Source organism: Paenibacillus sp. KACC 21273, assembly GCF_028736095.1.
GTDB classification, from domain to species: Bacteria; Bacillota; Bacilli; order Paenibacillales; family Paenibacillaceae; genus Saccharibacillus; species Saccharibacillus kyungheensis.
This window is the reverse complement of sequence record NZ_CP117876.1, coordinates 4846805-4870664: the sequence shown is the minus strand read 5'-3', so window position 1 is coordinate 4870664 and position 23860 is coordinate 4846805. Positions and strand designations below refer to the sequence as shown.

Sequence of the window (23860 nt, the reverse complement as noted above, 5' to 3'; positions counted from 1 at the left end):
AGAATATGACCTTTGAATTCACGATTGTTCCACTGTAAGTTTGATTTTATTGGACGTTTATCTTGTTTTGCATAAAGCATGACTGATTTAATCACATCATGAATCTATACGTTACATTAGGTGTACAGTGGAGATTTTTCTATTTTCATGTACCATTATGTTAGATAAAGATGTAATATAGTACATTTAAACGAGCTACAATAACAACGAAGAATAACATAGGCTAATATCCAAGTAAAGATTAGCAGGGCATAATTGCCTGTGTCTATCCTTTTTTTATACTAGAAGTAAATAAACAGATGAGAGGAGAGGAGTTCATGGCGGATGTATCTTTTTATCGCAATCTCCAGCTTCCCTTTGTAGAAGGTAAGCGTTGCTATGCGGATGAACTAACCTATCATCGACATTTTCATGAGGAATATTCAATCGGTCTGATTCATCATGGGCATACGGAGGCATGGTGTGATGGTAAGCTGTGGGAAGTAGAAGCAGGTCGTATGATTAGTTTTCCTCCGCATATGCTACATGCTTGTCATCCGAAGCAAGGACTGAAATGGAGCTATGATATGCTTTTTATTGATCCGAAATGGCTAGAAGGTATGGAACAGCAGGAATTGGCACAGATTGATATTCCTTATTTGCTATCCACACAGAAAAATCAAGATTGTACCATACAGATGCAGCAGACGATGAACTCACTAATGAATGGGAATGAACCACTTGAAACTGAAACGGCATTGATTGGATTGCTACAGCAACTTACGCGTAGTGAGCATGGCGATCTGGAGCACCAAAGCATGACCTCACCAGCTGACCGCAAATATGTTGGGATTGTACAGGAGTATTTACATGCGAACTTCCATCGTCCGATCCTGTTAGAAGAGTTGGAGCAGGTCACTTCCATTAGCCGGTTTCACTTGATTAGACTGTTTAAACAGTGGCAACACGTACCACCACACGTCTACCAAAATCTGTTGCGTATTAATTATGCCAAAACAGAGCTACATCGCCAGCGTCCTATTGTAGAGGTAGCAACAGAAGCCGGATTTTATGATCAGAGTCATTTTACCCGGATGTTTACGCGTGTCGTTGGAGTTACACCGCGAAAATATAAAGTTTCGGTTACTTAGGGTGAGGTGCATTGTAGTAAAGCTAGTTATGGTTTGACTTGTGAACTTAAAGTATAAGGTTTGTATAGAAAAGTAGCTACATAGCAATTTTGTACAATAATTCTCTTTTCCTTTTCGCTAGTGTATAGGGAAGAGGAGTGATGAATGATGGATCAAATGAGAGAGCGTGAGCAGCGACTTGCTACACAAGCATCCGCGGCGCTAAAGGCGATTGCACGTCGTCCAGATATTAAAGGATATATAGAGCATAATCCGTCTAGCTATGCCCTACTACAGCGTGCAGCAGCACGTTATGTGACAGGAGAAGAGCGGTCGCAAGCGTTAGAGGTGGCTAATCAGCTGATAGACTATGGTTATGCGATATCGCTAGAATACATCGGTGAAAATACATTATCGGTCGCAGCCTGTCAGCAGGCACAACAAGAGCTTATCGGATTAATCCTTGAGATGGGGCAGCAGGGAGTGCGTGGACGTGTCTCGTTTGACCTGTCGCATATTGGTCTGCTTGTAGATCGTGAGCTAGCGCTTCGCCATCTCCTAGAGTTAGGAGAGTTATCGCAGAGGTATACGATTGAGCTATTTATTAGCATGGAAGAGTCGGCAAAAACGGAGTCGATCTTGGAGGTCTATCGCCAAGCGGTAGCAATCTATCCGCTGATCGGTATTACGTTACAAGCACAGCTGAATCGGACATCAAGCGATGCATTAGATGTGCTAGCTAAAGATACACGTGTACGGATTGTTAAAGGAGCATACGAGGAGCCAGATACGATTGCACTTTCACGTTCAGCAGAGCTAGATCAGCGGTATGAAGAGCTATTCGAGTTAGCTGTACAGCGGGGCTGTCATATTTCTATTGCCACGCATGATGAAGCGCTAATCACTCGATTATTGCAATATGACTCCAAAGAAGCGGCTTCAGTTGAGCTAGAGCTATTGTATGGGATTCGTCCAGAACTGTGCGTGAAGTTACGCGAGCAAGGTTACCCTGTACGTATTTATTTAACCTATGGGCAGGAGTGGTATCTATATCTATGTCACCGGATTGCAGAGTATCCGCCTAATTTGTTTCAAGCACTTGTCGATATAGTAGGCGGTGAGCGGGAAGCGCCTGTTCTGCAATACCATGTAACATAACAACGATAAAATGTACCCAAAAATAATATGTTCAGGTCTAAAAGAGAAACACACGGATACGCTATGGAGCGTAATTCGTGTGTTTTTGGTTTGTCTTCATTTTGATTCAGCAATTCACTGAGCACTCATTTATTTTAGCTTCAGAAGCTTTGCTACTTTAAAAGCTTTTTGGAATGAACTTGATTGTATAGTGGATAATTTGATGTTCTAGATTGCAATTTTAAGATTTTTAAAATGAATCTCAGTCTTTTTAGTTGGAAATCTGGAATTTTCGGACATCCACCCTTATAATAGATAAGATACCTACTCTGACAAAGATTATTGCTGTTTGTCAGAATTTTGGTGCTCAAATCATTTTTCTCATTAAACTTAGTCGTGCTGGTATAGATAAGCACTTATTATGAAAACGTAACTGAGATGGACGGGAGACAAAGATGGATCAACCGTTATATGGAATATGGATCGGAGACGTATTTTTTTGTTTTTCCGGTGAAATGTCTGAACCTAAGGTCGATGCTTGGATGAAAGTCATGCGTCGTCTGGAAATGCCTATTGGTCGCAAACCTTTTGCACAGTCTGGATTACGTCTGGCTGAATTGAAGTTTGGTCCTTCGGGAAATACGAATGCGAAAGAAGCACCTACACGTCGTGCAGGTAGAAGTAAGCGTCTGCCAGGCCGAATGGTAGAAGGGTTAGCTCTGTCCCCTGAGCAAGCGTATGATTTGCTACTCAATTGGGATGAAGCATTATTAGCACGTCAAGGCATTACACCAGGCGGAGAGATGCGCTACTGGCACAAAGCTGTTCAATTTGCTCAAAAGCTGTTGCGTGAAGGTAAAATTTTGCCGGATAGTACAGTGATTGCAGGAACAGGTCGCCGTAGTGCTCAAGCTACATTACATGGAACATGGAAACCTCTTTTACAAGGGGAAGACCGTGAAATGTTTGTCAAATTAGCAGATGCTATTCCGATGATAGGATTATCGGCATTGTCATTATTTCCTGCTTCAGAACCGGATCGTCCTGCACAAGCGCGCGCAGATGTTCTTCACTCATTTTTAGTAGCAGTGATGGATGCTGAGATTCGGCGTATGTTCCGGGATGCAGGTTACGGGAAATTTAGAGCTTATATGGCGGCATACCGCCGGGGCACTTCACCTCAAGCTCATCTATGGTGGAATTCGATGTTCGATGCTACAGGCGATCTAGCAGTACAAGGAACTGCCGATGATATGGCTGAACTGGCTCAACAGATTCGTGAACATAATGGAGCAGCAGTCCCTGTTCCAGAAGTGGAAAATGTAGAAGAACGCAAAGGAGAATTGCGTCTGGTCGTGCGATTAGAACCACCAGTCTCAGCAGATGCTACTCCTGCGGAACAAGCGATGTACTCAAATACTCAAGAATGGCGTATGTCTTTCTGGGCAGATGATGAATCTGACGCAGCTATTTTGATACCTGTCGGTGTATTATGGAAACATGGAGATGCAGAGCTAGTCGTGCGTGGTCGTACGTATGAAAATGTGCAACAGCATATTTTGATTCAGCTCGGTCAAGCCGCAGAACGCTCACCGATTGTCGCTTCATTTTTAGAAGTGTCCAGCCCTGAAGGTGGATATATGGAAGCGGCGGATGTATATACGTTTCTCAAAGAAGATGTGCCTCGATTGCGCAAATCCGGTGTAGCTGTACAGATTCCTTCACGTTGGACAAGAGAAGGTAAGCGCCGTAGCGGAGTCAAATTAAAACTCAAAACACCGCAAGACAGCAGTCGTGGCCCTGAAGAAACATCCCGTCTGGGCATGAATCAGATGGTGGCTTTTGAACCGGAAGCTGTGCTAGATGGCAAAACATTAACAGCCGCCGAACTCGCAGAAATCGCTAAAAACGGTGTGCCTTTGATTCCTTTCGATGGTGGATGGATCGAAGTCGATCTGACCGAGATTCGTCAGGTGTTACGCTTTATCCGTCGTCATGAAGAAGGCGAAATTTCATTTAATGAATTGATGCATATCTATGCGGATGAAGATGAAAATTCATGGAATGGTCTGCATATTTTTGAGATCGAGACCGGATCATTACTTAATGGTCTGATGGAAGGTAATGCCTGGCGTGATATTCCAGTGCGTGAAGTGCCTGAAGGTCTACATGGTACACTGCGTCCTTATCAAGAACGAGGATTCCAGTGGCTTGCCGCTATGCGTGATCTAGGATTCGGAGCTTGTCTGGCGGATGATATGGGACTTGGTAAAACAGTACAGGTGATTACTTGTATGCTCGATCAACCTGCCGCAGGTCCACGTTTAATCGTATGCCCGACATCTTTACTCGGGAACTGGCAACGTGAGTTAGAACGATTTGCTCCTGAAATGAATCTATATATTCATCATGGCAGTCGTCGTCCGCGTGGCGAAGAGTTTCTTCAGGAAGCTAGATCACATGATATCGTACTAACTACGTATCATCTAGCAGGACGAGATGGTGAAGATTTACGTGAAGTCCACTGGGCTTCGATCGTATTAGACGAAGCACAATATATTAAAAATTACCGTACCAAACAAGCGCAAAGTGTAATGAAACTTAATGCACCTCACCGAATAGCGATGACAGGGACACCTGTAGAAAATCGTCTAAGTGAGTTATGGTCGATATTCCAATTCTTGAATCCGGGTTATCTGGGTACCTCTTCTTCTTTCCGTCAGACGTATAATGCGTCTGGAGTCGAAATGGAGAGTCGCTTACAGACATTGCGCAAATTAGTTGCTCCATTTATGTTGCGTCGTCTCAAAAGTGATCCTGATATTCGCCGTGATCTACCGGATAAGATTGAATTGAAATCGTATTGTTATATGACAGTTGAACAAGCAGGTCTGTATCAAAGTGTTGTATCTGAAATGTTAGGACGGATGGGAAGCAGTGGCGGCATTACACGTAAAGGAATCGTACTGTCTTCATTGACCAAATTGAAGCAGATTTGCGATCATCCTCATCTGGTAGCTAGCAATGGTAAGCCAGATACGTCCAAGCAAGAGCGTTCCGGTAAAATGGCACGATTGATCGAACTACTCGATATGATTCGAGATAGCGGAGAATCTGCGCTGGTCTTTACCCAGTATGTTGAAATGGGTGAATTACTAACTGCACGCTTGAGTAAGCATTACGGACAAGAACCGTTCTTTTTACATGGTGGAGTCAGCAAAGTATTGCGTGACGAAATGATCGATGCTTTTCAAAATGATCAAGGGCCACCGTTATTTGTACTATCTCTCAAAGCAGGTGGAGTCGGGTTAAATCTAACACGAGCGAATCATGTTATTCACTATGATCGTTGGTGGAATCCTGCCGTAGAGAATCAAGCGACAGATCGTGTATTCCGTATCGGACAGCGTCGTAATGTACAGGTGCATAAGTTGATCTGTCAGGGTACACTAGAAGAGCGTATTGATGAATTGATAGAAAGTAAAAAAACATTGGCAGAACAAGTAATCGGTACAGGCGAACAATGGCTAACCGAAATGTCAGACGAAGAATTGAAGCAACTGGTATCTCTTCAATCTGCGGAATGGGGAGCTGACGAATGAGTACTACAGAATGGACAGTAAGCAACTGGCAAGTTGATACAGGGCAGATTCAGGCTGATGTGTATCCAGCTACAGCCAAACCTACAGCAGAGTCGAAAGTGATATTGCATATCGATCTTCCTGCTGAAGAAGAAAAGCAAAAAATGCTTCAATCGTTAAGTGCTTCAGCATGGAGTATGTATCTATTGCTGAATATGGAGTCTCCTTCTTCAACAACAGCCAAAGAGATTGAGCTTATGCCCAAACATGTGCTTCAAGATGTACATGAATGGTCTGGAGCTGGAGAAGATTTACTGCTGTATACGCCTTATTTCAAAGACCAATCGTCTTCTACTATCGATCTACCTGTGCATCAAGTGGAGAGTTCATTAGAGCAACAAAGTTCTCAAGTGCAAGCTCTAATCGATTACTCTGGTGAACGATTATCGGCTAACCCATTGCTTGCATGGGAACTGGCAGGGTGGAGTCCACAAGTATTATCTAAAGATATTTTCCATATCTGGGGACAGCAAGTATCGGCTCAAGCTCAAAGTGAATTTGCTATAGAAGACGGGACAATGGCAGGACAATCTTTTTCCGATGAACCTAATCTAGGCAGTTTACTGGCAGAAGCGGCTACCGCTGGAACATTGCATCAACCCGGAGAAGGTCTGGCAGAAGTAGAAGCATATTTGAATAAATCCAACAAACAATGGAACAAACAACTAGAAGGTGCCACTGCCAAAAAATTAATTCCATTTGTCGAAAATAAAGAGTTACAATTACCAGATATCGAAGCATTATTACCAGGCGTTCAAGGAGCAAGTACAGGTTATCAAGAAGTTCGTAAACAAGTGGCAGAACGTATGATGCGGAGTCATTTTGCAAAATAAAGGAGTTTTAGAATGAATACCAAAAAGCCACTACGTGTGCAGTGGAATATGATTATTCCAGCCAGTGTGCTGTTATCAGGAGTACTATTGGCAGGTTGTGGAGCAAGTGCAGAGCAATCAGCTACGACAGCTCCAACATCGGCAAGCAATACATCTAATGCAACTACCCAGACACCATCTTCATCAGCACAGACAACAGGCACAACCAGTGCAAATGCAACAACAGCAAGCACGACAAATAGCACAGGTGATACATTACTACAACAGCGTGAAGACAGTTCACTTCAATCGACTATTAAAAAGATGAACGGTAAAATGGTGATTACCAACCCCGAGTCGATGACTGTGATTGTGAACAAAAAGCGGTCATTACCAGATGGGTATATTCCGCCAGATTTGGTAGTACCCAAAGTAGCGTTCTCTTATGATGGTGTATTAGAAAAAAGTCATATGCGTAAAGAAGCCGCAGGCGCATTAGAAAAACTATTTGCTGCATCCAAAAAAGCAGGGCTTGATCTAAGAGCTGTGTCTGGTTACCGTTCATATAAGCGTCAGGTGACGATCTACAATAATAACGTAGCGACCAAAGGTCAAGCTTATACCGATCGTGTGAGTGCGAAGCCAGGAACAAGTGAACACCAGACTGGTCTAGCGATTGACGTATCAGGCCCGGGTATCGGTTATGGTCTGGAGCAGTCTTTCGGAGCAACCGCAGAAGGCAAATGGTTAGCCAAACATGCAGCAGAGTACGGATTCGTGATCCGCTACAAAAAAGGTGCAGATGCGATTACCGGCTATACATGGGAACCATGGCATATTCGTTATATTGGTAAAGAATTAGCGGAAGATGTAACAGCTAAAAATCTAACGCTTGAAGAATATTTTGACGAAGATCAGATTCAGAAATAAAGGAGGGAAGCTATGAACCATCGGCGGAAAATGACGGTATTTGCTACTATTTTACTGTTGGAAGCGACCGGATGTGCGTTTAACCCAGGCGCATCGATTCAGAAGTCGACTCCATCTGTTGAAGCGTCAGTTGCGCCATTGGTTCAAGAAGGCAAGATCAGTCTCTATGCGAGTGAGGAAAAAGATGGGCTCTATCACAATATAGCGATTGATGATGGTCAAGGCGAGCAAGCGCAACATTATGACTGGGAGACAGTAAGCAACCCGGGTTATGAACCGATGATTCATGAACAAGATTTGAATGGAGACGGGCAAGCAGAGATTATTGTAATCACGACAAAAGGCTATGGAACAGGGGTATACATATCCGAAGCCCATGTGATTGAACCAAAACAGCAGACAGAAGTAGCAGTGGAAGATGCACTGGCATATACCAAAGCTCATGTTTCTTTTTCTGTTGTGCATAAGTCTGGCAAATCTCTGGTCAACGCCAATGTGGCAGATCAACCTGCGGTAGAAATACCTTTAGACCCTACCGATCGGAATGAGTTACCACAATTCGGTAATATTATTGATTATCATGTAGGTGAAGATCAGACATTAACAGCAGAAGTGGCGGCTCAATTAGCCGATGGTGAAGCAGTAGGCACTGCTATTTTACATTATCGGTGGGATGAAGGAACAATGAAAGTCAGTCAGATTACATTCGAAGCTGTCGCCTCCTAATATAAATCAAAAAGCATGCGTTTCTCATCATAGGATGGAGATCGCATGCTTTTTGCGTTATAGAGATATTGTAAATAAAGAAAACAGTATCTAGAAGATCAGATCAATTGGTCGATTCTTTGCGTACATAAGGCGGTGGTGGAGTCACTGAATCGTCTAACGATAAGACTTCTTTACGCAGATTCAGCATTTTGAGATCCAATTCATCTGCGGCTTTGGCGGCTTCGGTCAGTTCATGTACGATATGTGCAGGTACCTGTTTGTCATACTTATAGAAAATAATATGTTCCAGACTCGCCCAGAAGTCCATCGCCAGTGTACGCATTTGAATCTCCACTTTGACCCAGCGTTTTCCTTCCATCAATACCAGTGGAACCGCTACAATCACATGTAGACTTTGGTATCCATTGGACTTGGGATTAGCGATATAATCTTTGATTTCGATAATCTTAATATCTTCCCGTTGCTGTAGATGATTGAACATCCGGTAAATATCTTGTACAAAAGCACACACAATACGCATTCCTGCAATATCATGAATATGTTCAAAAATATTATCAACCGTTGTATCGAGTCCTTTACGAACTAGCTTTTCGATCATACTTTTAGGATCTTTAAGACGGGTTTTGATATGTTCGATCGGGCTGAATCCATCGGTTAATTCCCATTCAGCTTGAATCAATTTGATTTTGTTCTGTAATTCTTCCAAAGCCAGTTCATATAGAATCGGTAGCTTTTTCCACTCTTCAAATTGCTTGAGTGTATCTGCATGTTCACTAATTTCTTTAAGTTTGGATAAATCCAGATTGTTTAGATTTAACGAAATAATCTTGTCTATTTCACTCATACCAGTCACCTCTGCTTCTATTGTACATGGGTTGAAAAGGTAAACAAAATTTGTGACATTAGCAATAGTCAACTTTATGATTTAAAAGCTTCGATTAAAAAGCGTGACGGAGCCACTGTTTTGCCATGATGCATAGCTGGAGAAGAGACATATAGTTCTTGCTTGGCTCGTGTTACTGCAACATAAGCAATACGGCGTTCTTCTTCCAGAGCTGCTTTCATCAAGACCCCTTCTTTATCAGGGCCTTTCATATTTTGCGCAGCTCGTACATCTTCAGGAGCAAAGTCTTGCAAAGCCGCTTCATGCGGTAAAATGCCTTCTGAAGCTCCAAGTAGATACACACAAGGAAATTCCAATCCTTTAGCACGATGAATCGTCATTAGATGCACACCTTGAGGTGATTCTTGTTTGAGTAGTTCGGTCATTTTTTCTCGTTTCATCGACAATTCATCTGCGAATTTGACCATTTCTTCTACAGTAGCAAATTTGCCAGCAGCACTTTCCAATTCATCCAGTGTTTCACGGATCGTATCTTTGTGACGGGTTGCCGGGCCACTAAAGTCTGCACTGGCGAATTTATCATAAAATACACGCCGAATTTCTTGAATCGCATAAAGTGGCTTCATTTCTTTGATCTTTTTGAGAAAAACGATTCGATCTTTCACCTGTTGACGTTGAAACGATTTGAGCCGATCCCAATGATAAAGATGAATCAGTGGATATTTCTTCGATTGCTGTTGTTCTTTCATCATAATATGATCCATACCGGCATCTCTTGAAATGTATAATGGGCCAATGACACCAGGTAATGCATCCATACGACGCGGCTTAATCGCTAAGCGCAAATGATCCATAATCGGGCGAATCAGTGCATGATCATAAAATACAGGAGCTTCCCCATATTGAATAAATGGAATATCTTCCATCAACAATCGCTCTGCAATCGCCCGCGTACCACTGATTGTCCGGTGAAGTAGAGCGATATCGCCGAGCGGAATACCTTGCGTTTGTTGTTCTAACAATCGTTGTACCACTTGATCGGCTTCGGCATCCGCATGAGCGGGACGCAAATAACGTGGTGCTTGACCTGCGGCTACGCCTGCTTTTAATATTTTATGATGGCGTGCGGTATTATGCGTCACAATATGTGTACCCAGACCTAGAATCTGTGGATGGCTACGATAATTAATATCCAGCGCAATAATCTTAGTTCCCGGATATTCTTGCGGAAAGTTCAAAATGTATTCTTGCTTGGCTCCGTTAAATGAATAGATCGTCTGATCATCATCACCTACGACCATTAAATTACGATGAGCATCTGCGATTTTGCGAACCATGCCATATTGCAGTCGATTGCTATCTTGAAACTCATCCACCATAATATATTGAAAACGTTCCTGTAATATCGCTAACGTATGCGGATCATCTAGCAATTTATCGGTACGTAGTAAGATATCATCAAAGTCTATACGGCGATATTCTTGCTTCCATTCTTCATAACGACAAAGTAAAGCGCAACGATCTCGCTCTTCAGGCGTATCTTTAGGTAGATCCTCTGCTGATCCGCCGTCTAGCTTCATCGCAGATAGCGTGGCTAACAATGTCTCCGGTGGAGTGGTACTGGTCGAACCGATCTCTCGTCGTAATCGTTGCAAAACGGCATGTTGAGCACGCGCATCTCCAAAGATTTCTTCTGTAAGATTGCCATATCGTCTCAGCATCAACAGACCGAAAGAATGAAAGGTGCGAGCTTCGACAGCACGCGCTTTGGCGGCAGAAATGCCGGGCAATGCGGCTATTCTTGATTTCATTTCAGCAGCGGCTTTGGTGGTAAAAGTCACTAACAAAATCTGACGTGGATCTATGTTACGTACAGATAATAAGTATCCTGCACGAGCAGTCAATACAGTAGTCTTGCCACAGCCTGCTCCAGCCAATGCCAAAAGTGGACCTGTGCCATGCCTTACCGCTTCAATTTGCGGAGCATTAAGTAGAATACCCTGACTTTCCAGAGCACGGAAAAACGAAGCATCTCCCTCTTCATCCGAAATAAGAGTTATACTGGTATCACGAGGTGCGCTTTCGGCAGCCGGAACAGTTGTATGCGGTTGAATACCTTGAGGTCGTGGGTAATCTTGCCATAGGGTGTCTTTCAACAGATAAATCTTCCTTTCCGGCTTATCTTTTTCAAGTACAGCAGAAATTTGGTATGATAGAAGCAACCCGTATCCGGGTACTGCTATACATATCCTTCTATTATAATGGATAGATAGCAGTTGAAGTAGTACCCTGAGTATATTCATATGAAAAATTCAATGAAACGGTAACGACTATTTATGTATGATCTATATATAAATGGTGTGAATTAGAGGAGGAGAACAGTCATGAATTTGTTGCAACGGCTCAAAAGTGGCGCAGGTAAAGCGACCGAGCGTGCACAGAATGCAGTAGAGATTAACCGGTTAAACGGTCATGTGACAGATATTGAACGCGAAATCGAGGTTCATTATTTGCGGATGGGTCAAGTATTTTACGAAGGGTACCGTGCCGGAGACATGTCCATTGCTGAAGAAGAGATGACTGATTTATGCAAAGCATGTGATCTGTTAATGGAAGAGATTGATGAAGTACACGCTAAAATTGCTGTTCTCAAAAATGAACGCGTCTGCGAATGTGGAACCGTTGTCTCATTGGAAGCTAATTTCTGTCCGAATTGTGGACGCAAAATGGAAAAGTTGCCAGTCACCGTCAAACGTGAACAAGGATTTGGTGATGATCCTGATGATGAACGCAATTCACCTATCGTGTATCCAACTCAGTATGAACAAGAACTGGATGAAGAAGACGAAGAGTTGCAAGATGTTCCTGTAGACGAAGAAGAATCGCGTCGTGCAGAGCGTCTACGTGAAGAGCATGAACGTCAGGAAGAATTGGATCGTCTTGTACGCTCATGGAAAGAAAATCTAGGCGTAGATGACAATGTAGATGAAGAAGATTTTCCAGGGCAACCGGAATCTAAAGTAAAATTAGAAAAAGAAGAGTTGCCAGCAGAACCCGCACATAAGCCGGTCATTCCTGCTGCGGCAACTGCTACGCCAGTCACACCTACACCTACTATGGTAGAAGAAGATATGGAGCCTGAACTCGGCACAGATATGTTCAGTTGTCAGGTATGTGGAAGTGCTTTGCAAAAAGGTTCCAAATGGTGCCCTAACTGTGGAGCAGAGCAGTTGTAATCTACTGATTATTGCTTGAATGATAATGAATATGCTTATCTTCAATACATCAACATCGATCGTTTGAAGACCACTCGGGAAGGATGACGAACCTGATGGAACAATTGCTTAATCATTTACGCCATCTCGGGTTTACAGAATTGGAAGCCAAAGTGATGGTAAGTCTGACTCAGCAAGGTACACAATCCGGTTATGAAGTCGCTAAGCGACTGGGTGTATCCAGATCTAATGTATATGCTACATTGCAACGTCTGGTATCCCGGGGTGTGCTTCAGTTGACTCCAGGGGAGCCTGCTCGTTACACCATGATGCCTATCAAAGAATTTACCCACATGATCTCAGGTCAGGTGGGTGAATCTTTATCGTATTTAGAACAACATATGCCTAGTGAAACTCATGAACAACCGTCTTTTTTTATAGTAGAAGGAGAACGTAAAGTCATTGAGACATTAAATCGTGAGTTGGATAAAGCAAGCGAAGAGATTGTAGCTGGAATATGGCGGGAAGAAGCCAAATGGTCAAGGCAAGGATTAGAGCGAGCAGAGCAACGTGGTGTACGAGTCTTATGGTCTTTTGAAGGCGAAGAAGATGGCAAATTTTCAGGCATGCTACCGTTAACAGCAAGTCAACAAGGCGGGCGCAAGTTCTGGTTAGTGGTCGATCGGCGTTGGTGTATTGTAGGGATGAGAGGCGATGAATTGCCTGCCCAAGCCATTGTTACCGAACATCCACTGATGGTGGAATTGTTACTTCAGCATTTTGCCCAGGAAATTATTCTATTTGAACTTGAAAATGACCTGGGTGCTGAGTTAGTTCGGCGCTATGGAGAAGGATATGAACAGATTTTGAGTAAATATATGCCTGGCTTTGTACAGAAAGAAACAGATTAAAGAGTGAGTAGCTTCTGGAAAACATCGATACAATAATTGCCTTCATGAGGAACAAATTGTTCACGCTGAACTGTGAGCTTGTGAATCATTGGTGTAGAATCTGTCGTATAGACCCCAGAAGCCATCACTTTATCGCGTGTACCTTGATATAATTCAATCATAGCTTGTAAAGGAGCTTCAAAAATACCAGACACTTCATCCACTTGTAATTGATACTGTTGAAGTTCGTACGGACTGAATGCACCGAATACACTGCTAACTTCACGATCGATAAATGCTCCATGCCGCGTACTGCCAATCGTCTCATCACGTACATCAAGTAGATGAGTTAATTGCTCATAATGTAGCGGAACCCCTAATTCTTCTTGTATTTCACGAGCGGCTTCGATAAAAGTCTCTCCAGCAGATAAATGACCTGCTGCTGTAATATCATACATATCTGGAAATGTATCTTTGTCAGGATGACGTTGTTGAAAGACCAATTGGCGCCCTTCTGAGGTATCTCGTATTAACCAGCAATGAAACGTATGATGCCAGTGACCTAGCCGATGAACTTCAGAGCGTTCACAGGTGCCTAGATGTTGATCTTGTTCATCATAAATATCGAGCCATTCAGTTGTTACCATTTCGTGACACTTCCCTTCAAAGTTAAATATTTCATATTCAAACAAGTCATATTTGTTCTATTATTGAATTATAAGTTGTTTTGGCAACGTAAAAAAAACGACTTTCTACTATTATAATAGTAGAGTTCTTACAGAGAAGAAATACTATTATTCGGAGAGGATGAGAAACAATGGAATGTATTGTAAAATTTGATGTTGTTCATGACCATGAAGTGAAGTCGTTACGAGGTCTTGTATTCGTAGATGATGACAAAGTGCCAACAAACGAACAGCTTGAAGGTATGTTTAAAGATATGAAATATGAAGTAACTGTAGATCGAGGAGACTCTTTACGATTTGTGCCTACCCAATCGCCTGCTTCTTTTCAGTATATTCGTATCAAAGAATTAGATACAGGCAACAAAAAGTTTACAGAAGATCGGGATTTAAAAGGAATACTGTCCAACTTGCTGCCTACCTCTAATCGTCCTATTTAAAACGAGTAGTGATACAGAGGGAGCAGAAAAATGATTACAAGGTTGCAATATGTTCTGATTCTTTAAAAAAACCTCTTTCCATAGATGCGGAAAGAGGTTTTTTGTGCGTATTCACGCAGGTGCCTTATGTAGCTCAGATGTACATTGAGGACAACGGCTTGCTTTGATCGAAATTTCAGTCATACAGTAAGGACATTCACGTGTTGTTTTCTCTGGTGCAGGTTTTTCATGTTCTTTACGTTTCATCATATTAATACCTTTGATCAGAAGAAACACACATAGCGCAACGATTAAGAAATCGATCACCGTATTGATGAATTGTCCGTATGCGATCACAGACGCTCCTGCCTTTTCAGCGTCTGCAAGAGAAGGGTACACTACCGTAGAACCGCTGAATGTTCTATCCAAGTCCCAGAATAAATTGGAAAAATTAGTACCTCCGAGCAATTTCCCGATTGGAGGCATGATGATATCATTAACGAGAGACGTTACAATCTTACCAAAAGCGGCTCCAATAATAACCCCTACGGCTAAATCAATCACATTTCCACGTACCGCAAACTCTTTAAATTCTTTCACTAAGCCCATAGTTCTTAACTCCTCTCTTTTATCATATTTGAATAAAATACATTACTTTGGGGTAATGCTCCATTATGCCTTTTAAACAATATAATTTTAACATAAGCGATAATGAGTAATAAATGGAATAATGTCATGACTACACAATTAACATCCTAAATTAATTAATGTAAAGCAGATAATAGGCGATAAACCTAAAATTTGAATTGTTAAATGAATTATTCATTATTTAATAGAGGACTAGATAATAAGACTCAATTTGGTTAGTGAAAACAAATAAAGTGAGACTTAGGTATAGTCATCCGACATTTAGTGTTTCTTTTTGCTCAGTTCAAAAGAGATAGAAAGTCGAAATTTAAATAAATAAAGTTTTATTTTTATACTAGATTTCGACATGATTTTCAGGTAACCTATTTTATAATTATTCGAAACGAATAAAAAGAGACAGGATTAACAGGAGGGAATTAATTGTGAGAAACCAGAACGTGCTTAATGAACAGTGGATGCAAAAACGGAATGGTGTTAAAACTTTCTTTCATAAACTTTCCGTAGATCCATCGCTCAAGCAGGAAAAAGAAGGAAATAAAGATTTTGATGTAAATGAATGGTTAGAGATGGCGACTTCTCCATTACCTGAAGAAATATCCCATCAGTATGGCATTTATGAAGATAAAATGTATCGTCCTTTACAAACAAATACCCATCACGGAGTGAATGTTGCTGTGTTAGTGGACTTGCTTTTCAAACAATCTGGTTTGAAATCCAGTGCGGACGATCTTGTAAAACATATGAATAATGGTGGTACACTGGAAGGATTTATTACAAAACAGGACATCTAAATTGCCTAAAAAAGTAAAATGTAAGAAAATTTGCAATTGAAAGAGGTTTACAAAATTTTCAGAACGCATTATAATGAGCGCAGGAGTTATTCAAAACGAATAACTTTTGGATTGGAAATCATATTACACAAATGTAATATTTTAGAATCTTAACTATTAAACTAATGAAATCATACAAACAATTTTAGGAGAGGTGGGCACGTAATGAAAATCAGTTTTAAAGGTATTGATATGGAGGGTACGCCTCAAGAAGTATTTATGCTAATTCGATTGATTGACGGTCCGCTTCAAGAAAAGAATCATATAGAATCAAGGGCATCCGTTAACGAAGAAGTGTTGGAGACAAGTCAAAGTGAATGGACAGCGATTTCTACTCAATGGGCAGCTAAACAACCACTTCATACACAAACCTTTTTTCAAACTCCGTTAAATCCCTATCAGGTGTACCCGGATCATGTGGCTGATGAAGAAGTTACGACATTTGCCAACCTCGGCACCTAAGATGTTTCCTACTATGCAGAACACACAATTAGATTTATGGACAGAGTTGTGATACTCTAACGATTCCAACCCAGTCACAATAGACGGCAATCTCTCGTAATCGTAGGCATTATGTGAACGCCGTTATTTCTTATTCAAACTATGTTACAAATTTGTAATAAATAAATGACAAACTGTAACTGATTGTGCTACAACTTGGTTGGTTCGTTTTTTGAAAGTAATCATAAGGGGATATTTTCAAAATAGGAGGAGTGCGAAAAGTCATTCAATCTACAAGTAAAGAGTGATCCAACAGGTTCGTAGCCTTGAGATCAACTCAACTTATACGTAATTGGAGGTAGGATTGTGGAGATTAAACAATATTTTAATATTATTAAAAAGCGATTGTGGTTGGTACTTTTAATTATTGTGGTGATTACGGTCGGAACAGGCGTGTACGCTTATATGACAAATAGCCCGCAATACAGTGCTACAGCCAAATTGGTTGTAAACAGCAGCCCAACAGCAGGTGATGACAGTACGACAGCTAATATCGGAGCGATCAACTCTAATATTCAGTTAATCAAAACGTACAAAGAAATTATTAAAACGCCTGCCATTATGAACAAAGTGGTAAAAGAGTATCCAGATTTGAATGCCAATGCTTCACAGTTGATCAATCAAGTTAGCGTAAATGCAGTGAATGAAACACAAGTCATGTCAGTCTCAGTAGTGGATACCTCTTATGAGAATGCTGCTAAAAAAGTAAATGCGATTGCAGCGGTATTCCAACGTGAAATTCCAACACTGATGAATTTTGATAACATTATTATTTTGGACAAAGCAGACCCTAGTGTTTCTACACCGCCGATTACAACAAGCCCGATGTTATTTGTATTAATCGCATTGGTATTGTCAGTGGTTGTAGGTATTGCGATTGCCTTTTTACTGGAGTATATGGACGATTCGATCAAAAGCGAGGAAGATATCCGCGATGTTCTCGGAATGCCTGTGCTTGGAGTGATCGCCAAAATGAAAGAAGAAGACATGACGGCAAAAGAAAGAGTGCCAGCTAAGCCGTTTACAGGAGGTGGAGAACGTGCCAACCACACTTAAATGGCCGTTAATTACCAAAGAAAATCCAAAGTCATTGATCGCAGAATCTTATAAAGGTCTGCGTACTAATATTGATTTTTCCCGATTGGATGCCAAAGTGAAAAGCATTATCGTCACTTCTGCAACATTGGGCGAAGGTAAAAGTACTACTGTCGCTAATCTAGCGATTGCTTATGCAGAGACAGGACGTAGTGTTCTTATTATTGATGGAGACTTACGCAACCCGGCAATGCACCGCATTTTCAACATTTCAAACAATGTAGGGTTATCGAATGTGTTGTTTGATAAAGATGATCTATCCAAAGCGATTCAATCGACTCGCACATTGAATCTAAGTGTTATGACTTCCGGTGCTGTACCGCCGAATCCTTCTGAGATTCTAGGGTCGAAGCGAATGGAAGCTTTGATGGACGAAGTGAAGTCAGAATACGATCTTGTCATTTTGGATACCCCCCCTTTGTTACCATTTACCGATGCACAGGTAGCGACGCCGCTATGTGAGGGTGTTGTTATGGTGATCAAAGCAGGTGGAGCCAGTCGTAAAGATATTGTCAAAGCAACAGCTAGTCTTGAATTTGTAGGTGCTCATGTATTAGGAGCTGTACTGAATCAAGCGAGCCGCAAAACATTAACAACAGCGTATCATGAAGAGCAATAACTAACTTTCAACTATATAGGTCAAGCTTGGGGTAATGTCTCCTGCACCCATATCACTGGAGATACTCGGTCATGCTGTGGGCTACAGAAGTAGCCTTAGACGTTTATCGTCAAGGGTATGATGGTGAGGACGGGTTGAATGCCCGGATTCGTATAATGTTACAGAGCCGGAATGTGAATAGGCTGAAGATATGCGTTATAGTAAAAAACCATTGGAGAGAATATAACTCCTGTCTTCAGAATTCTCATCGTAACAGAAGGCTCATAAGCATCGATCTTACCTTCTATGAAAAGGTTAAGGTCGGAATGCTTACATACCTGCAACTTGGCCAGCATGATTGTAAACCACACAAAAAAACAGGATAGGGCGTGATTTTATGAAGAAGGTTCGTAAAGCTATCATTCCCGCGGCGGGGCTAGGCACACGCTTTTTGCCAGCAACCAAAGCTATGCCGAAAGAAATGCTGCCGATCGTAGACAAACCAACGATCCAATATATCGTTGAAGAAGCCATCGCTTCGGGTATTGAAGACATTATTATCGTAACCGGTAAAGGTAAACGCGCAATTGAAGATCATTTTGACAATGCTTTTGAATTGGAAGCGACTCTTTTAGAAAAAGGCAAATTGGATTTGCTGGACGAAGTTCAGAAGTCTTCTAAAGTCGATATACATTATATTCGGCAGAAAGAGCCAAAAGGATTAGGGCATGCTGTCTGGTGTGCACGTAATTTTATTGGAGACGAACCATTTGCAGTGTTATTGGGTGATGATATTGTCCAATCGGACACACCTTGTACACGTCAATTAATCGAACAATATGAGCTCACTGAGAAATCAGTCATCGGTGTACAAACGGTTGCTGAAGATCAGACACATCGATATGGAATTATTGATCCGTCGGAACAATTTGGTCGGTTGCATCAAGTTCGCCAATTTGTAGAAAAACCGCCAGCAGGTCAAGCACCATCTAATCTAGCAATCATGGGACGTTATGTACTTACACCGGAAATCTTTGAGTTCCTCGGGGAGCAAGAAGTAGGTGCAGGTGGAGAAATTCAACTGACAGATGCGATCCAACGATTGAATGAATTGCAACAAGTATTCGCTTATGACTTCCAGGGTACACGTTATGATGTAGGTGAAAAATTAGGCTTTATTCAAACAACGATTGAATTTGCTTTACGAAACGAAGACCTGAAAGCACCTTTATTGCGTTCTCTTAAAGAAACATTGGAAAGAGAGTTACTGCAAGAAGAGTTGCTCGTGGTAAGAGGTGATAGCTAATGACTCCAAGACAAGGGAGTGAAGCGGAAGCCTGGGCGAACTATAGCGAATTTTATGCAAGACATGTAGGGAAAACGTCAGCTAGATTACGTTTTTATGTACTGATGAAACGCATGTTGGATATCTTTTGCTCATTGCTCGGTCTGATTGTGTTGTCACCGCTCTTCATTGTACTTGGCATTTTGATCAAACTTGAGGACTCTAAAGGGAAAGTATTTTTCTATCAGACACGGATCGGTAAAGATGAGCAGCCATTTAGGATGTACAAATTCAGATCTATGGTCTCTGACGCTGAAGAACGGCTCAAAGAACTTTTAGAAAAGAATGAAATCCAGGGTGCGATGTTCAAAATGAAAGACGATCCACGTATTACTCGTATCGGTCGCTTTATCCGCAAAACGAGTATTGATGAACTTCCACAATTGTGGAATGTCCTGCGCGGTGATATGAGTCTGGTTGGACCACGTCCTCCATTGCCAAGAGAAGTCGAAGAATATACCAAACGTGACAAATTGCGTCTAAGTGTTATACCGGGATGTACCGGATTATGGCAGGTAAGTGGACGTAACGAATTAAGCTTTGAAGAAATGGTTGATCTAGACCTGAAATATATTGAGAAAAGAGGAATCATGTTCGACATATATATCCTTTTCAAAACAGTTAGAGTCCTTTTCGGTTCTAAAGACGCGTTTTGAGAATAACATCATAAGATAAGGACGAGGTGACACATTAATGAATAAAGATGCCAAAATCTATGTGGCTGGTCATAAAGGATTGGTTGGATCTGCAATCCTGAGAGCTCTAGAAAAAGAAGGATACAATAACTTAATCTATCGCAGTAGTTCTGAATTGGACTTGCGTAAATTAGACGATGTGTATCGCTTTTTCGAACAAGAAAAGATTGATTATGTATTCCTAGCCGCAGCAAAAGTAGGCGGTATTGCGGCTAACAACGATTTCCCTGCTGATTTTATTCGTGACAATTTATTGATTCAGACGAATGTAATCGATGCAGCTCACTTTAATGGAGTGAAGAAACTGTTGTTCTTAGGATCAACTTGTATCTATCCGAAGTTCGCTCCACAACCGCTAAAAGAAGAATATCTTCTTACTGGCGAATTGGAACCAACAAACGAACCTTATGCTATCGCTAAAATCGCAGGTATCAAAATGTGTGAATCTTACAACCGTCAATACGGTTCACGATTTATCTCAGCAATGCCTACGAATATGTATGGCCCAAATGATAACTTTGATCTTAAATCATCTCATGTATTGCCAGCATTGGTACGCAAAATTCATGAAGCAAAAGAAAACAACAGCCCAACGGTTGAAATCTGGGGCACAGGAACACCAAAACGTGAATTCTTACATGCGGATGATCTTGCAGATGCGTGCTTGTTCTTAATGGACAACTACGAAGATAACCAAATCGTGAACGTCGGTGTTGGTGAAGATATCGCCATCAAAGACCTGGCATTGATGATCAAAAACATTGTTGGTTATGAAGGTGACCTTGTATTTAACTCAAGTGTACCTGATGGTACGCCACGTAAATTAGTCGATACAACTAAAATTAATGCACTAGGCTGGAAAGCAAGTATTCCTTTGGAAGAAGGTATCCGCGCAGTCTATGCTGATTTCCGTAATAGCGTTGCTGTTAATCAATAAGTAGTTTTTCTATAAACAAATGAATATCAAAAAAATAAAAACATACTGTGGAGGGAATTAACTATGAAAAGAGCACTAATTACTGGAGTAACAGGACAAGATGGATCGTACTTGGCGGAACTGCTTTTAGAAAAAGGATATCAAGTATTTGGACTTCGTCGTAGAACAAGTACACCGAACTACGAGAATGTCGCTCATATCCAAGATAAAATCGAATGGATCTCTGGTGATTTGACAGATTTGGCTTCATTGATCGAAGCGGTACGCATCTCTAACCCTGATGAAGTATACAACCTAGCAGCACAATCATTCGTAGCAGCTTCTTGGCCACAACCGATCGCAACAGGTCAATTAACAGCACTAGCTGTAACAAACATGCTAGAAGCGGTACGCATCGCTAAGCCAGATGCTCGTTTCTACCAAGCATCCAGTAGTGAAATGTTTGGTAAAGTACAAGCTATTCCACAAGTAGAGACAACACCTTTCTATCCGCGTAGCCCTTACGGCGTAGCTAAATTATATGGACACTGGATCACAGTCAACTATCGTGAAAGCTTCAATATGTTCGCTTGCTCCGGTATCTTGTTCAATCACGAATCACCACGTCGTGGTCTTGAATTCGTAACTCGTAAAGTCACTGATGGTGTAGCACAGATCAAATTGGGTCTGGCAACAGAGCTTCGTCTAGGTAATCTTGATTCTCAACGTGACTGGGGATTTGCAGGTGACTATGTGAAAGCAATGTGGTTGATGCTTCAACAAGATACACCGGACGATTTCGTTATCTCTACAGGTGAAATGCATACGGTTGAAGAGCTAGTACAAGTTGCTTTTGATCATGTGGGTCTAAACTGGAGAGACTATGTAGTAATTGATGAGAAGTTTGTTCGTCCAGCAGAAGTAGACTTGTTGCTTGGTGATTGCACAAAAGCAAAACAAGAATTAGGCTGGGAATTGGAAGTTGGTTTCAAACAATTGGTAGCTAATATGGTGGATGCCGATCTTAAACGTCATGCGGGAAGACCAGTAGAAGTACCTGTATATTAATCGATTCCTTCTACACCATTAGGAAAAGATCAGTTAAGGGGTAACTTACTGCCACGGACTTTTGCAAAATGATGAAGTGAGATGATAACCACATGGCTAACCCGATCGCCAAAATGCGAAAGAAATTTTCGATGACGCCAGAGAAACGCAAAATCTTTTTCAATACCAACTGGCAGATCATGGACAAGTTCGGACGACTTGCGATCAACATGATCACCAGTATCTGGATAGCGCGTTATCTGGGTCCCGAGCAATTTGGGCAATATAATTTCGCGATTGCTTTTGTAACGATTATTGGTGCAGTTGTTCCGTTAGGACTTGCTAATATTATCGTCAAAGAACTGGTGCAAGATCCTGATAATAAAACCGAAATTCTCGGAACAGTCTCCTTATTACGACTGTTCAGTGGATTGATTGCTTTTGCAATAACTGTTGTCGCTGCTTTTACACTGCCGGGACAAGATCCAGTCGTGCAGTGGAGTATGGTCATTATTGCCGCTAACCTTCTGTTTCAACCGCTGGATGTTATTTCCCAGTGGTTTGATTCAGTCGTGGAAGCCAAATATGCTGTCTATGCCAAAGGTGCTGCGTTTGCTTTAACAACCATTATGAAAGTATTGCTTGTGGTTATGCATGCACCATTGATCTGGTTCGCTGTTTCTTATGCACTGGAGCTGATTCTTGGATTTCTTTTCCTACTATTCACACAGGGAAACAAAATCCAGTTCACCAAATGGTCATTTAACTGGCCGCTTGGTAAACGATTGATGAATAGTTCCTGGCCTTTGATCGTAGCCGGAATATCCACGATTATCTATCTCAAAATTGATCAGGTTATGCTGAATTATATGATCAATGAGACAGCCGTTGGAGTATACGCGGTTGCCGCCAGACTTTCCGAAGTATGGTACGTCATACCAACCGTAGTCGCGGCATCGTACTTTCCGAGTATGATCAAAAATAAGCAACTCGGCCCTGATATTTACAAAGCCGAACTGCAAAAGCTGTATAACATGCTGTTCTGGTTCGCACTTGCTATCTGTATCGTCGTGACATTTATGGCCAAACCGGTAATTTCCATCTTGTATGGTCAAGAATACACAGGCGCTATCAGTATTCTAGTTATTCACGTCTGGGCATGTTTGTTCGTCTTTATGAGAGCAGCGTTGAATAAATGGATCATTAGCGAAGGATTGTATCGCTTCGAACTGATCAGTCAGGTCATGGGCGCTGTCGCCAAAGTCGGAATTAACTTGATTCTGATCCCACTATTCGGTGGAGTCGGTGCAGCGATGGGAACAGTCGTGGCATTTATCGTATCCAGTTACGCCTTTACTTTCTTATTCAAAGAAACCCGCGTATCCGGCATCATGATGTCCAAAACACTAATCTCTCCATTCACTGCCATCTTCAACAAACTTAGACCTGGCAAAAAACGTGAAGTTAGAACCAATAACTAATCTCTACATTAACAAGGTCTGTCTATACCATGCAGGCCGATATTATATCTTGCTTACAAATCATTTTTGAAATGGCAGCGTAGTGAGCAACGAGCGTCAGAGCGAAGGAAATTGAATTGTTCGTTAGAAGCGAAGCGTTCGCCTTTAAGATTCGGATATAAACTGCGACAAGCAGTATTTCAAAATATCCGATCTTAACAGCGATCGGTAGAACAATTGAATTACCGTAGCGGTGTCACTCGTAATCACTACAAGCTGATCATTTCAAAGCATTTTAATCACAGACATAAGGAGG

General features: G+C 41.6%; 22 protein-coding genes. 18 read left to right on the top strand and 4 right to left on the bottom strand.

The annotated features are described in order from the left end of the window. The first annotated feature begins 317 nt into the window (after positions 1-317). From PQ460_RS21395 to PQ460_RS21370, 6 genes are all read left to right on the top strand, one after another. A complete protein-coding gene (locus PQ460_RS21395; RefSeq protein WP_274171108.1) occupies positions 318-1130 on the top strand; it encodes an AraC family transcriptional regulator in 813 nt (270 codons plus the stop codon). A 147-nt stretch (positions 1131-1277) separates the two neighbouring features. Next, positions 1278-2267, top strand: a complete 990-nt coding sequence (locus PQ460_RS21390) for a proline dehydrogenase family protein (RefSeq protein ID WP_274171107.1) — start codon at positions 1278-1280, stop codon at positions 2265-2267. A gap of 434 nt (positions 2268-2701) precedes the next feature. Next, positions 2702-5848, top strand: a complete 3147-nt coding sequence (locus tag PQ460_RS21385) for a DEAD/DEAH box helicase (protein ID WP_274171106.1) — start codon at positions 2702-2704, stop codon at positions 5846-5848. Beyond that, positions 5845-6720: a hypothetical protein gene (locus PQ460_RS21380; RefSeq protein ID WP_274171105.1), complete on the top strand. Its 876-nt coding sequence runs from the start codon at positions 5845-5847 to the stop codon at positions 6718-6720. The genes PQ460_RS21385 and PQ460_RS21380 overlap by 4 nt, the downstream gene beginning before the upstream one ends. Positions 6721-6732: 12 nt before the next feature. Continuing rightward, on the top strand, positions 6733-7629 hold the full coding sequence (locus PQ460_RS21375) for a M15 family metallopeptidase (protein ID WP_274171104.1): 897 nt from the start codon (positions 6733-6735) through the stop codon (positions 7627-7629). A gap of 12 nt (positions 7630-7641) precedes the next feature. Further along, positions 7642-8355 carry a hypothetical protein gene (locus PQ460_RS21370; RefSeq protein ID WP_274171103.1) on the top strand — a complete coding sequence of 238 codons (714 nt, stop codon included), beginning with the start codon at positions 7642-7644 and terminating at the stop codon, positions 8353-8355. A 103-nt stretch (positions 8356-8458) separates the two neighbouring features. On the opposite strand, the gene PQ460_RS21365 is transcribed toward PQ460_RS21370, so the two are convergent. Continuing rightward, a complete protein-coding gene (locus PQ460_RS21365) occupies positions 8459-9202 on the bottom strand; it encodes a GTP pyrophosphokinase (RefSeq protein ID WP_273614683.1) in 744 nt (247 codons plus the stop codon). A 74-nt stretch (positions 9203-9276) separates the two neighbouring features. After that, on the bottom strand, positions 9277-11358 hold the full coding sequence (locus PQ460_RS21360; RefSeq protein ID WP_274171102.1) for an ATP-dependent helicase: 2082 nt from the start codon (positions 11356-11358) through the stop codon (positions 9277-9279). Between the two features lie 228 nt (positions 11359-11586). Here PQ460_RS21360 and PQ460_RS21355 point away from each other — a divergent pair, with 228 nt between their 5' ends. Further along, positions 11587-12438 carry a zinc ribbon domain-containing protein gene (locus PQ460_RS21355; RefSeq protein WP_274171101.1) on the top strand — a complete coding sequence of 284 codons (852 nt, stop codon included), beginning with the start codon at positions 11587-11589 and terminating at the stop codon, positions 12436-12438. A gap of 95 nt (positions 12439-12533) precedes the next feature. Beyond that, positions 12534-13328: a TrmB family transcriptional regulator gene (locus tag PQ460_RS21350; protein ID WP_274171100.1), complete on the top strand. Its 795-nt coding sequence runs from the start codon at positions 12534-12536 to the stop codon at positions 13326-13328. Here PQ460_RS21350 and PQ460_RS21345 read toward each other — a convergent pair. Further along, positions 13325-13954: an NUDIX hydrolase gene (locus PQ460_RS21345; RefSeq protein WP_274171099.1), complete on the bottom strand. Its 630-nt coding sequence runs from the start codon at positions 13952-13954 to the stop codon at positions 13325-13327. The two genes, PQ460_RS21350 and PQ460_RS21345, sit on opposite strands and share 4 nt — an antisense overlap. 170 nt (positions 13955-14124) lie before the next feature. Here PQ460_RS21345 and PQ460_RS21340 point away from each other — a divergent pair, with 170 nt between their 5' ends. Further along, on the top strand, positions 14125-14430 hold the full coding sequence (locus PQ460_RS21340) for a hypothetical protein (RefSeq protein WP_273614688.1): 306 nt from the start codon (positions 14125-14127) through the stop codon (positions 14428-14430). A gap of 111 nt (positions 14431-14541) precedes the next feature. Here PQ460_RS21340 and mscL read toward each other — a convergent pair whose 3' ends face one another. Beyond that, positions 14542-15018 carry a large conductance mechanosensitive channel protein MscL gene (mscL, locus tag PQ460_RS21335; RefSeq protein ID WP_273614689.1) on the bottom strand — a complete coding sequence of 159 codons (477 nt, stop codon included), beginning with the start codon at positions 15016-15018 and terminating at the stop codon, positions 14542-14544. Between the two features lie 461 nt (positions 15019-15479). On the opposite strand from mscL, the gene PQ460_RS21330 reads away from it, so the two are divergent. The 9 genes from PQ460_RS21330 (at position 15480) to PQ460_RS21290 (ending at position 23565) form a co-directional block, all read left to right on the top strand. Beyond that, a complete protein-coding gene (locus PQ460_RS21330) occupies positions 15480-15848 on the top strand; it encodes a hypothetical protein (RefSeq protein WP_273614690.1) in 369 nt (122 codons plus the stop codon). Between the two features lie 231 nt (positions 15849-16079). After that, the gene (locus tag PQ460_RS21325) at positions 16080-16349 is read left to right on the top strand and encodes a hypothetical protein (RefSeq protein WP_274171098.1); all 270 of its coding nucleotides are present in this window, start codon (positions 16080-16082) and stop codon (positions 16347-16349) included. A gap of 345 nt (positions 16350-16694) precedes the next feature. Continuing rightward, positions 16695-17444, top strand: coding sequence for a YveK family protein (locus PQ460_RS21320; protein WP_273614692.1), 750 nt, complete (start codon positions 16695-16697; stop codon positions 17442-17444). Continuing rightward, positions 17428-18102, top strand: coding sequence for a CpsD/CapB family tyrosine-protein kinase (locus PQ460_RS21315; RefSeq protein WP_273614693.1), 675 nt, complete (start codon positions 17428-17430; stop codon positions 18100-18102). The genes PQ460_RS21320 and PQ460_RS21315 overlap by 17 nt, the downstream gene beginning before the upstream one ends. A 376-nt stretch (positions 18103-18478) precedes the next feature. Next, complete coding sequence (galU, locus tag PQ460_RS21310; protein ID WP_069329505.1) at positions 18479-19387, top strand: UTP--glucose-1-phosphate uridylyltransferase GalU; 909 nt, start codon at positions 18479-18481, stop codon at positions 19385-19387. Further along, the gene (locus PQ460_RS21305) at positions 19387-20082 is read left to right on the top strand and encodes a sugar transferase (protein WP_273614694.1); all 696 of its coding nucleotides are present in this window, start codon (positions 19387-19389) and stop codon (positions 20080-20082) included. Before galU ends, PQ460_RS21305 begins: the two co-directional genes overlap by 1 nt. Before the next feature lie 37 nt (positions 20083-20119). Next, the gene (locus tag PQ460_RS21300; RefSeq protein ID WP_204826524.1) at positions 20120-21058 is read left to right on the top strand and encodes a GDP-L-fucose synthase family protein; all 939 of its coding nucleotides are present in this window, start codon (positions 20120-20122) and stop codon (positions 21056-21058) included. 63 nt (positions 21059-21121) lie between these two features. Continuing rightward, positions 21122-22105 carry a GDP-mannose 4,6-dehydratase gene (gene gmd / locus PQ460_RS21295; protein WP_273614695.1) on the top strand — a complete coding sequence of 328 codons (984 nt, stop codon included), beginning with the start codon at positions 21122-21124 and terminating at the stop codon, positions 22103-22105. 92 nt (positions 22106-22197) lie between these two features. Next, positions 22198-23565 (top strand): flippase, encoded by a 1368-nt coding sequence (locus tag PQ460_RS21290; RefSeq protein ID WP_273614696.1) that lies wholly within the window; start codon positions 22198-22200, stop codon positions 23563-23565. Positions 23566-23860: the final 295 nt, after the last annotated feature.

Excerpts from the sequence above, each read along its gene's own strand:
- PQ460_RS21355 (WP_274171101.1), top strand. The coding sequence starts at position 11,587 with ATGAATTTGTTGCAACGGCTCAAAAGTGGCGCAGGTAAAGCGACCGAG.
- PQ460_RS21325 (WP_274171098.1), top strand. The coding sequence starts at position 16,080 with ATGGAGGGTACGCCTCAAGAAGTATTTATGCTAATTCGATTGATTGAC.
- PQ460_RS21395 (WP_274171108.1), top strand. The coding sequence starts at position 318 with ATGGCGGATGTATCTTTTTATCGCAATCTCCAGCTTCCCTTTGTAGAA.
- PQ460_RS21370 (WP_274171103.1), top strand. The coding sequence starts at position 7,642 with ATGAACCATCGGCGGAAAATGACGGTATTTGCTACTATTTTACTGTTG.
- PQ460_RS21385 (WP_274171106.1), top strand. The coding sequence starts at position 2,702 with ATGGATCAACCGTTATATGGAATATGGATCGGAGACGTATTTTTTTGT.
- PQ460_RS21390 (WP_274171107.1), top strand. The coding sequence starts at position 1,278 with ATGGATCAAATGAGAGAGCGTGAGCAGCGACTTGCTACACAAGCATCC.
- PQ460_RS21345 (WP_274171099.1), bottom strand. The coding sequence starts at position 13,954 with ATGGTAACAACTGAATGGCTCGATATTTATGATGAACAAGATCAACAT.
- mscL (WP_273614689.1), bottom strand. The coding sequence starts at position 15,018 with ATGGGCTTAGTGAAAGAATTTAAAGAGTTTGCGGTACGTGGAAATGTG.
- PQ460_RS21340 (WP_273614688.1), top strand. The coding sequence starts at position 14,125 with ATGGAATGTATTGTAAAATTTGATGTTGTTCATGACCATGAAGTGAAG.
- PQ460_RS21305 (WP_273614694.1), top strand. The coding sequence starts at position 19,387 with ATGACTCCAAGACAAGGGAGTGAAGCGGAAGCCTGGGCGAACTATAGC.
- PQ460_RS21365 (WP_273614683.1), bottom strand. The coding sequence starts at position 9,202 with ATGAGTGAAATAGACAAGATTATTTCGTTAAATCTAAACAATCTGGAT.
- PQ460_RS21350 (WP_274171100.1), top strand. The coding sequence starts at position 12,534 with ATGGAACAATTGCTTAATCATTTACGCCATCTCGGGTTTACAGAATTG.
- PQ460_RS21380 (WP_274171105.1), top strand. The coding sequence starts at position 5,845 with ATGAGTACTACAGAATGGACAGTAAGCAACTGGCAAGTTGATACAGGG.
- galU (WP_069329505.1), top strand. The coding sequence starts at position 18,479 with ATGAAGAAGGTTCGTAAAGCTATCATTCCCGCGGCGGGGCTAGGCACA.
- PQ460_RS21290 (WP_273614696.1), top strand. The coding sequence starts at position 22,198 with ATGGCTAACCCGATCGCCAAAATGCGAAAGAAATTTTCGATGACGCCA.
- PQ460_RS21300 (WP_204826524.1), top strand. The coding sequence starts at position 20,120 with ATGAATAAAGATGCCAAAATCTATGTGGCTGGTCATAAAGGATTGGTT.
- gmd (WP_273614695.1), top strand. The coding sequence starts at position 21,122 with ATGAAAAGAGCACTAATTACTGGAGTAACAGGACAAGATGGATCGTAC.
- PQ460_RS21375 (WP_274171104.1), top strand. The coding sequence starts at position 6,733 with ATGAATACCAAAAAGCCACTACGTGTGCAGTGGAATATGATTATTCCA.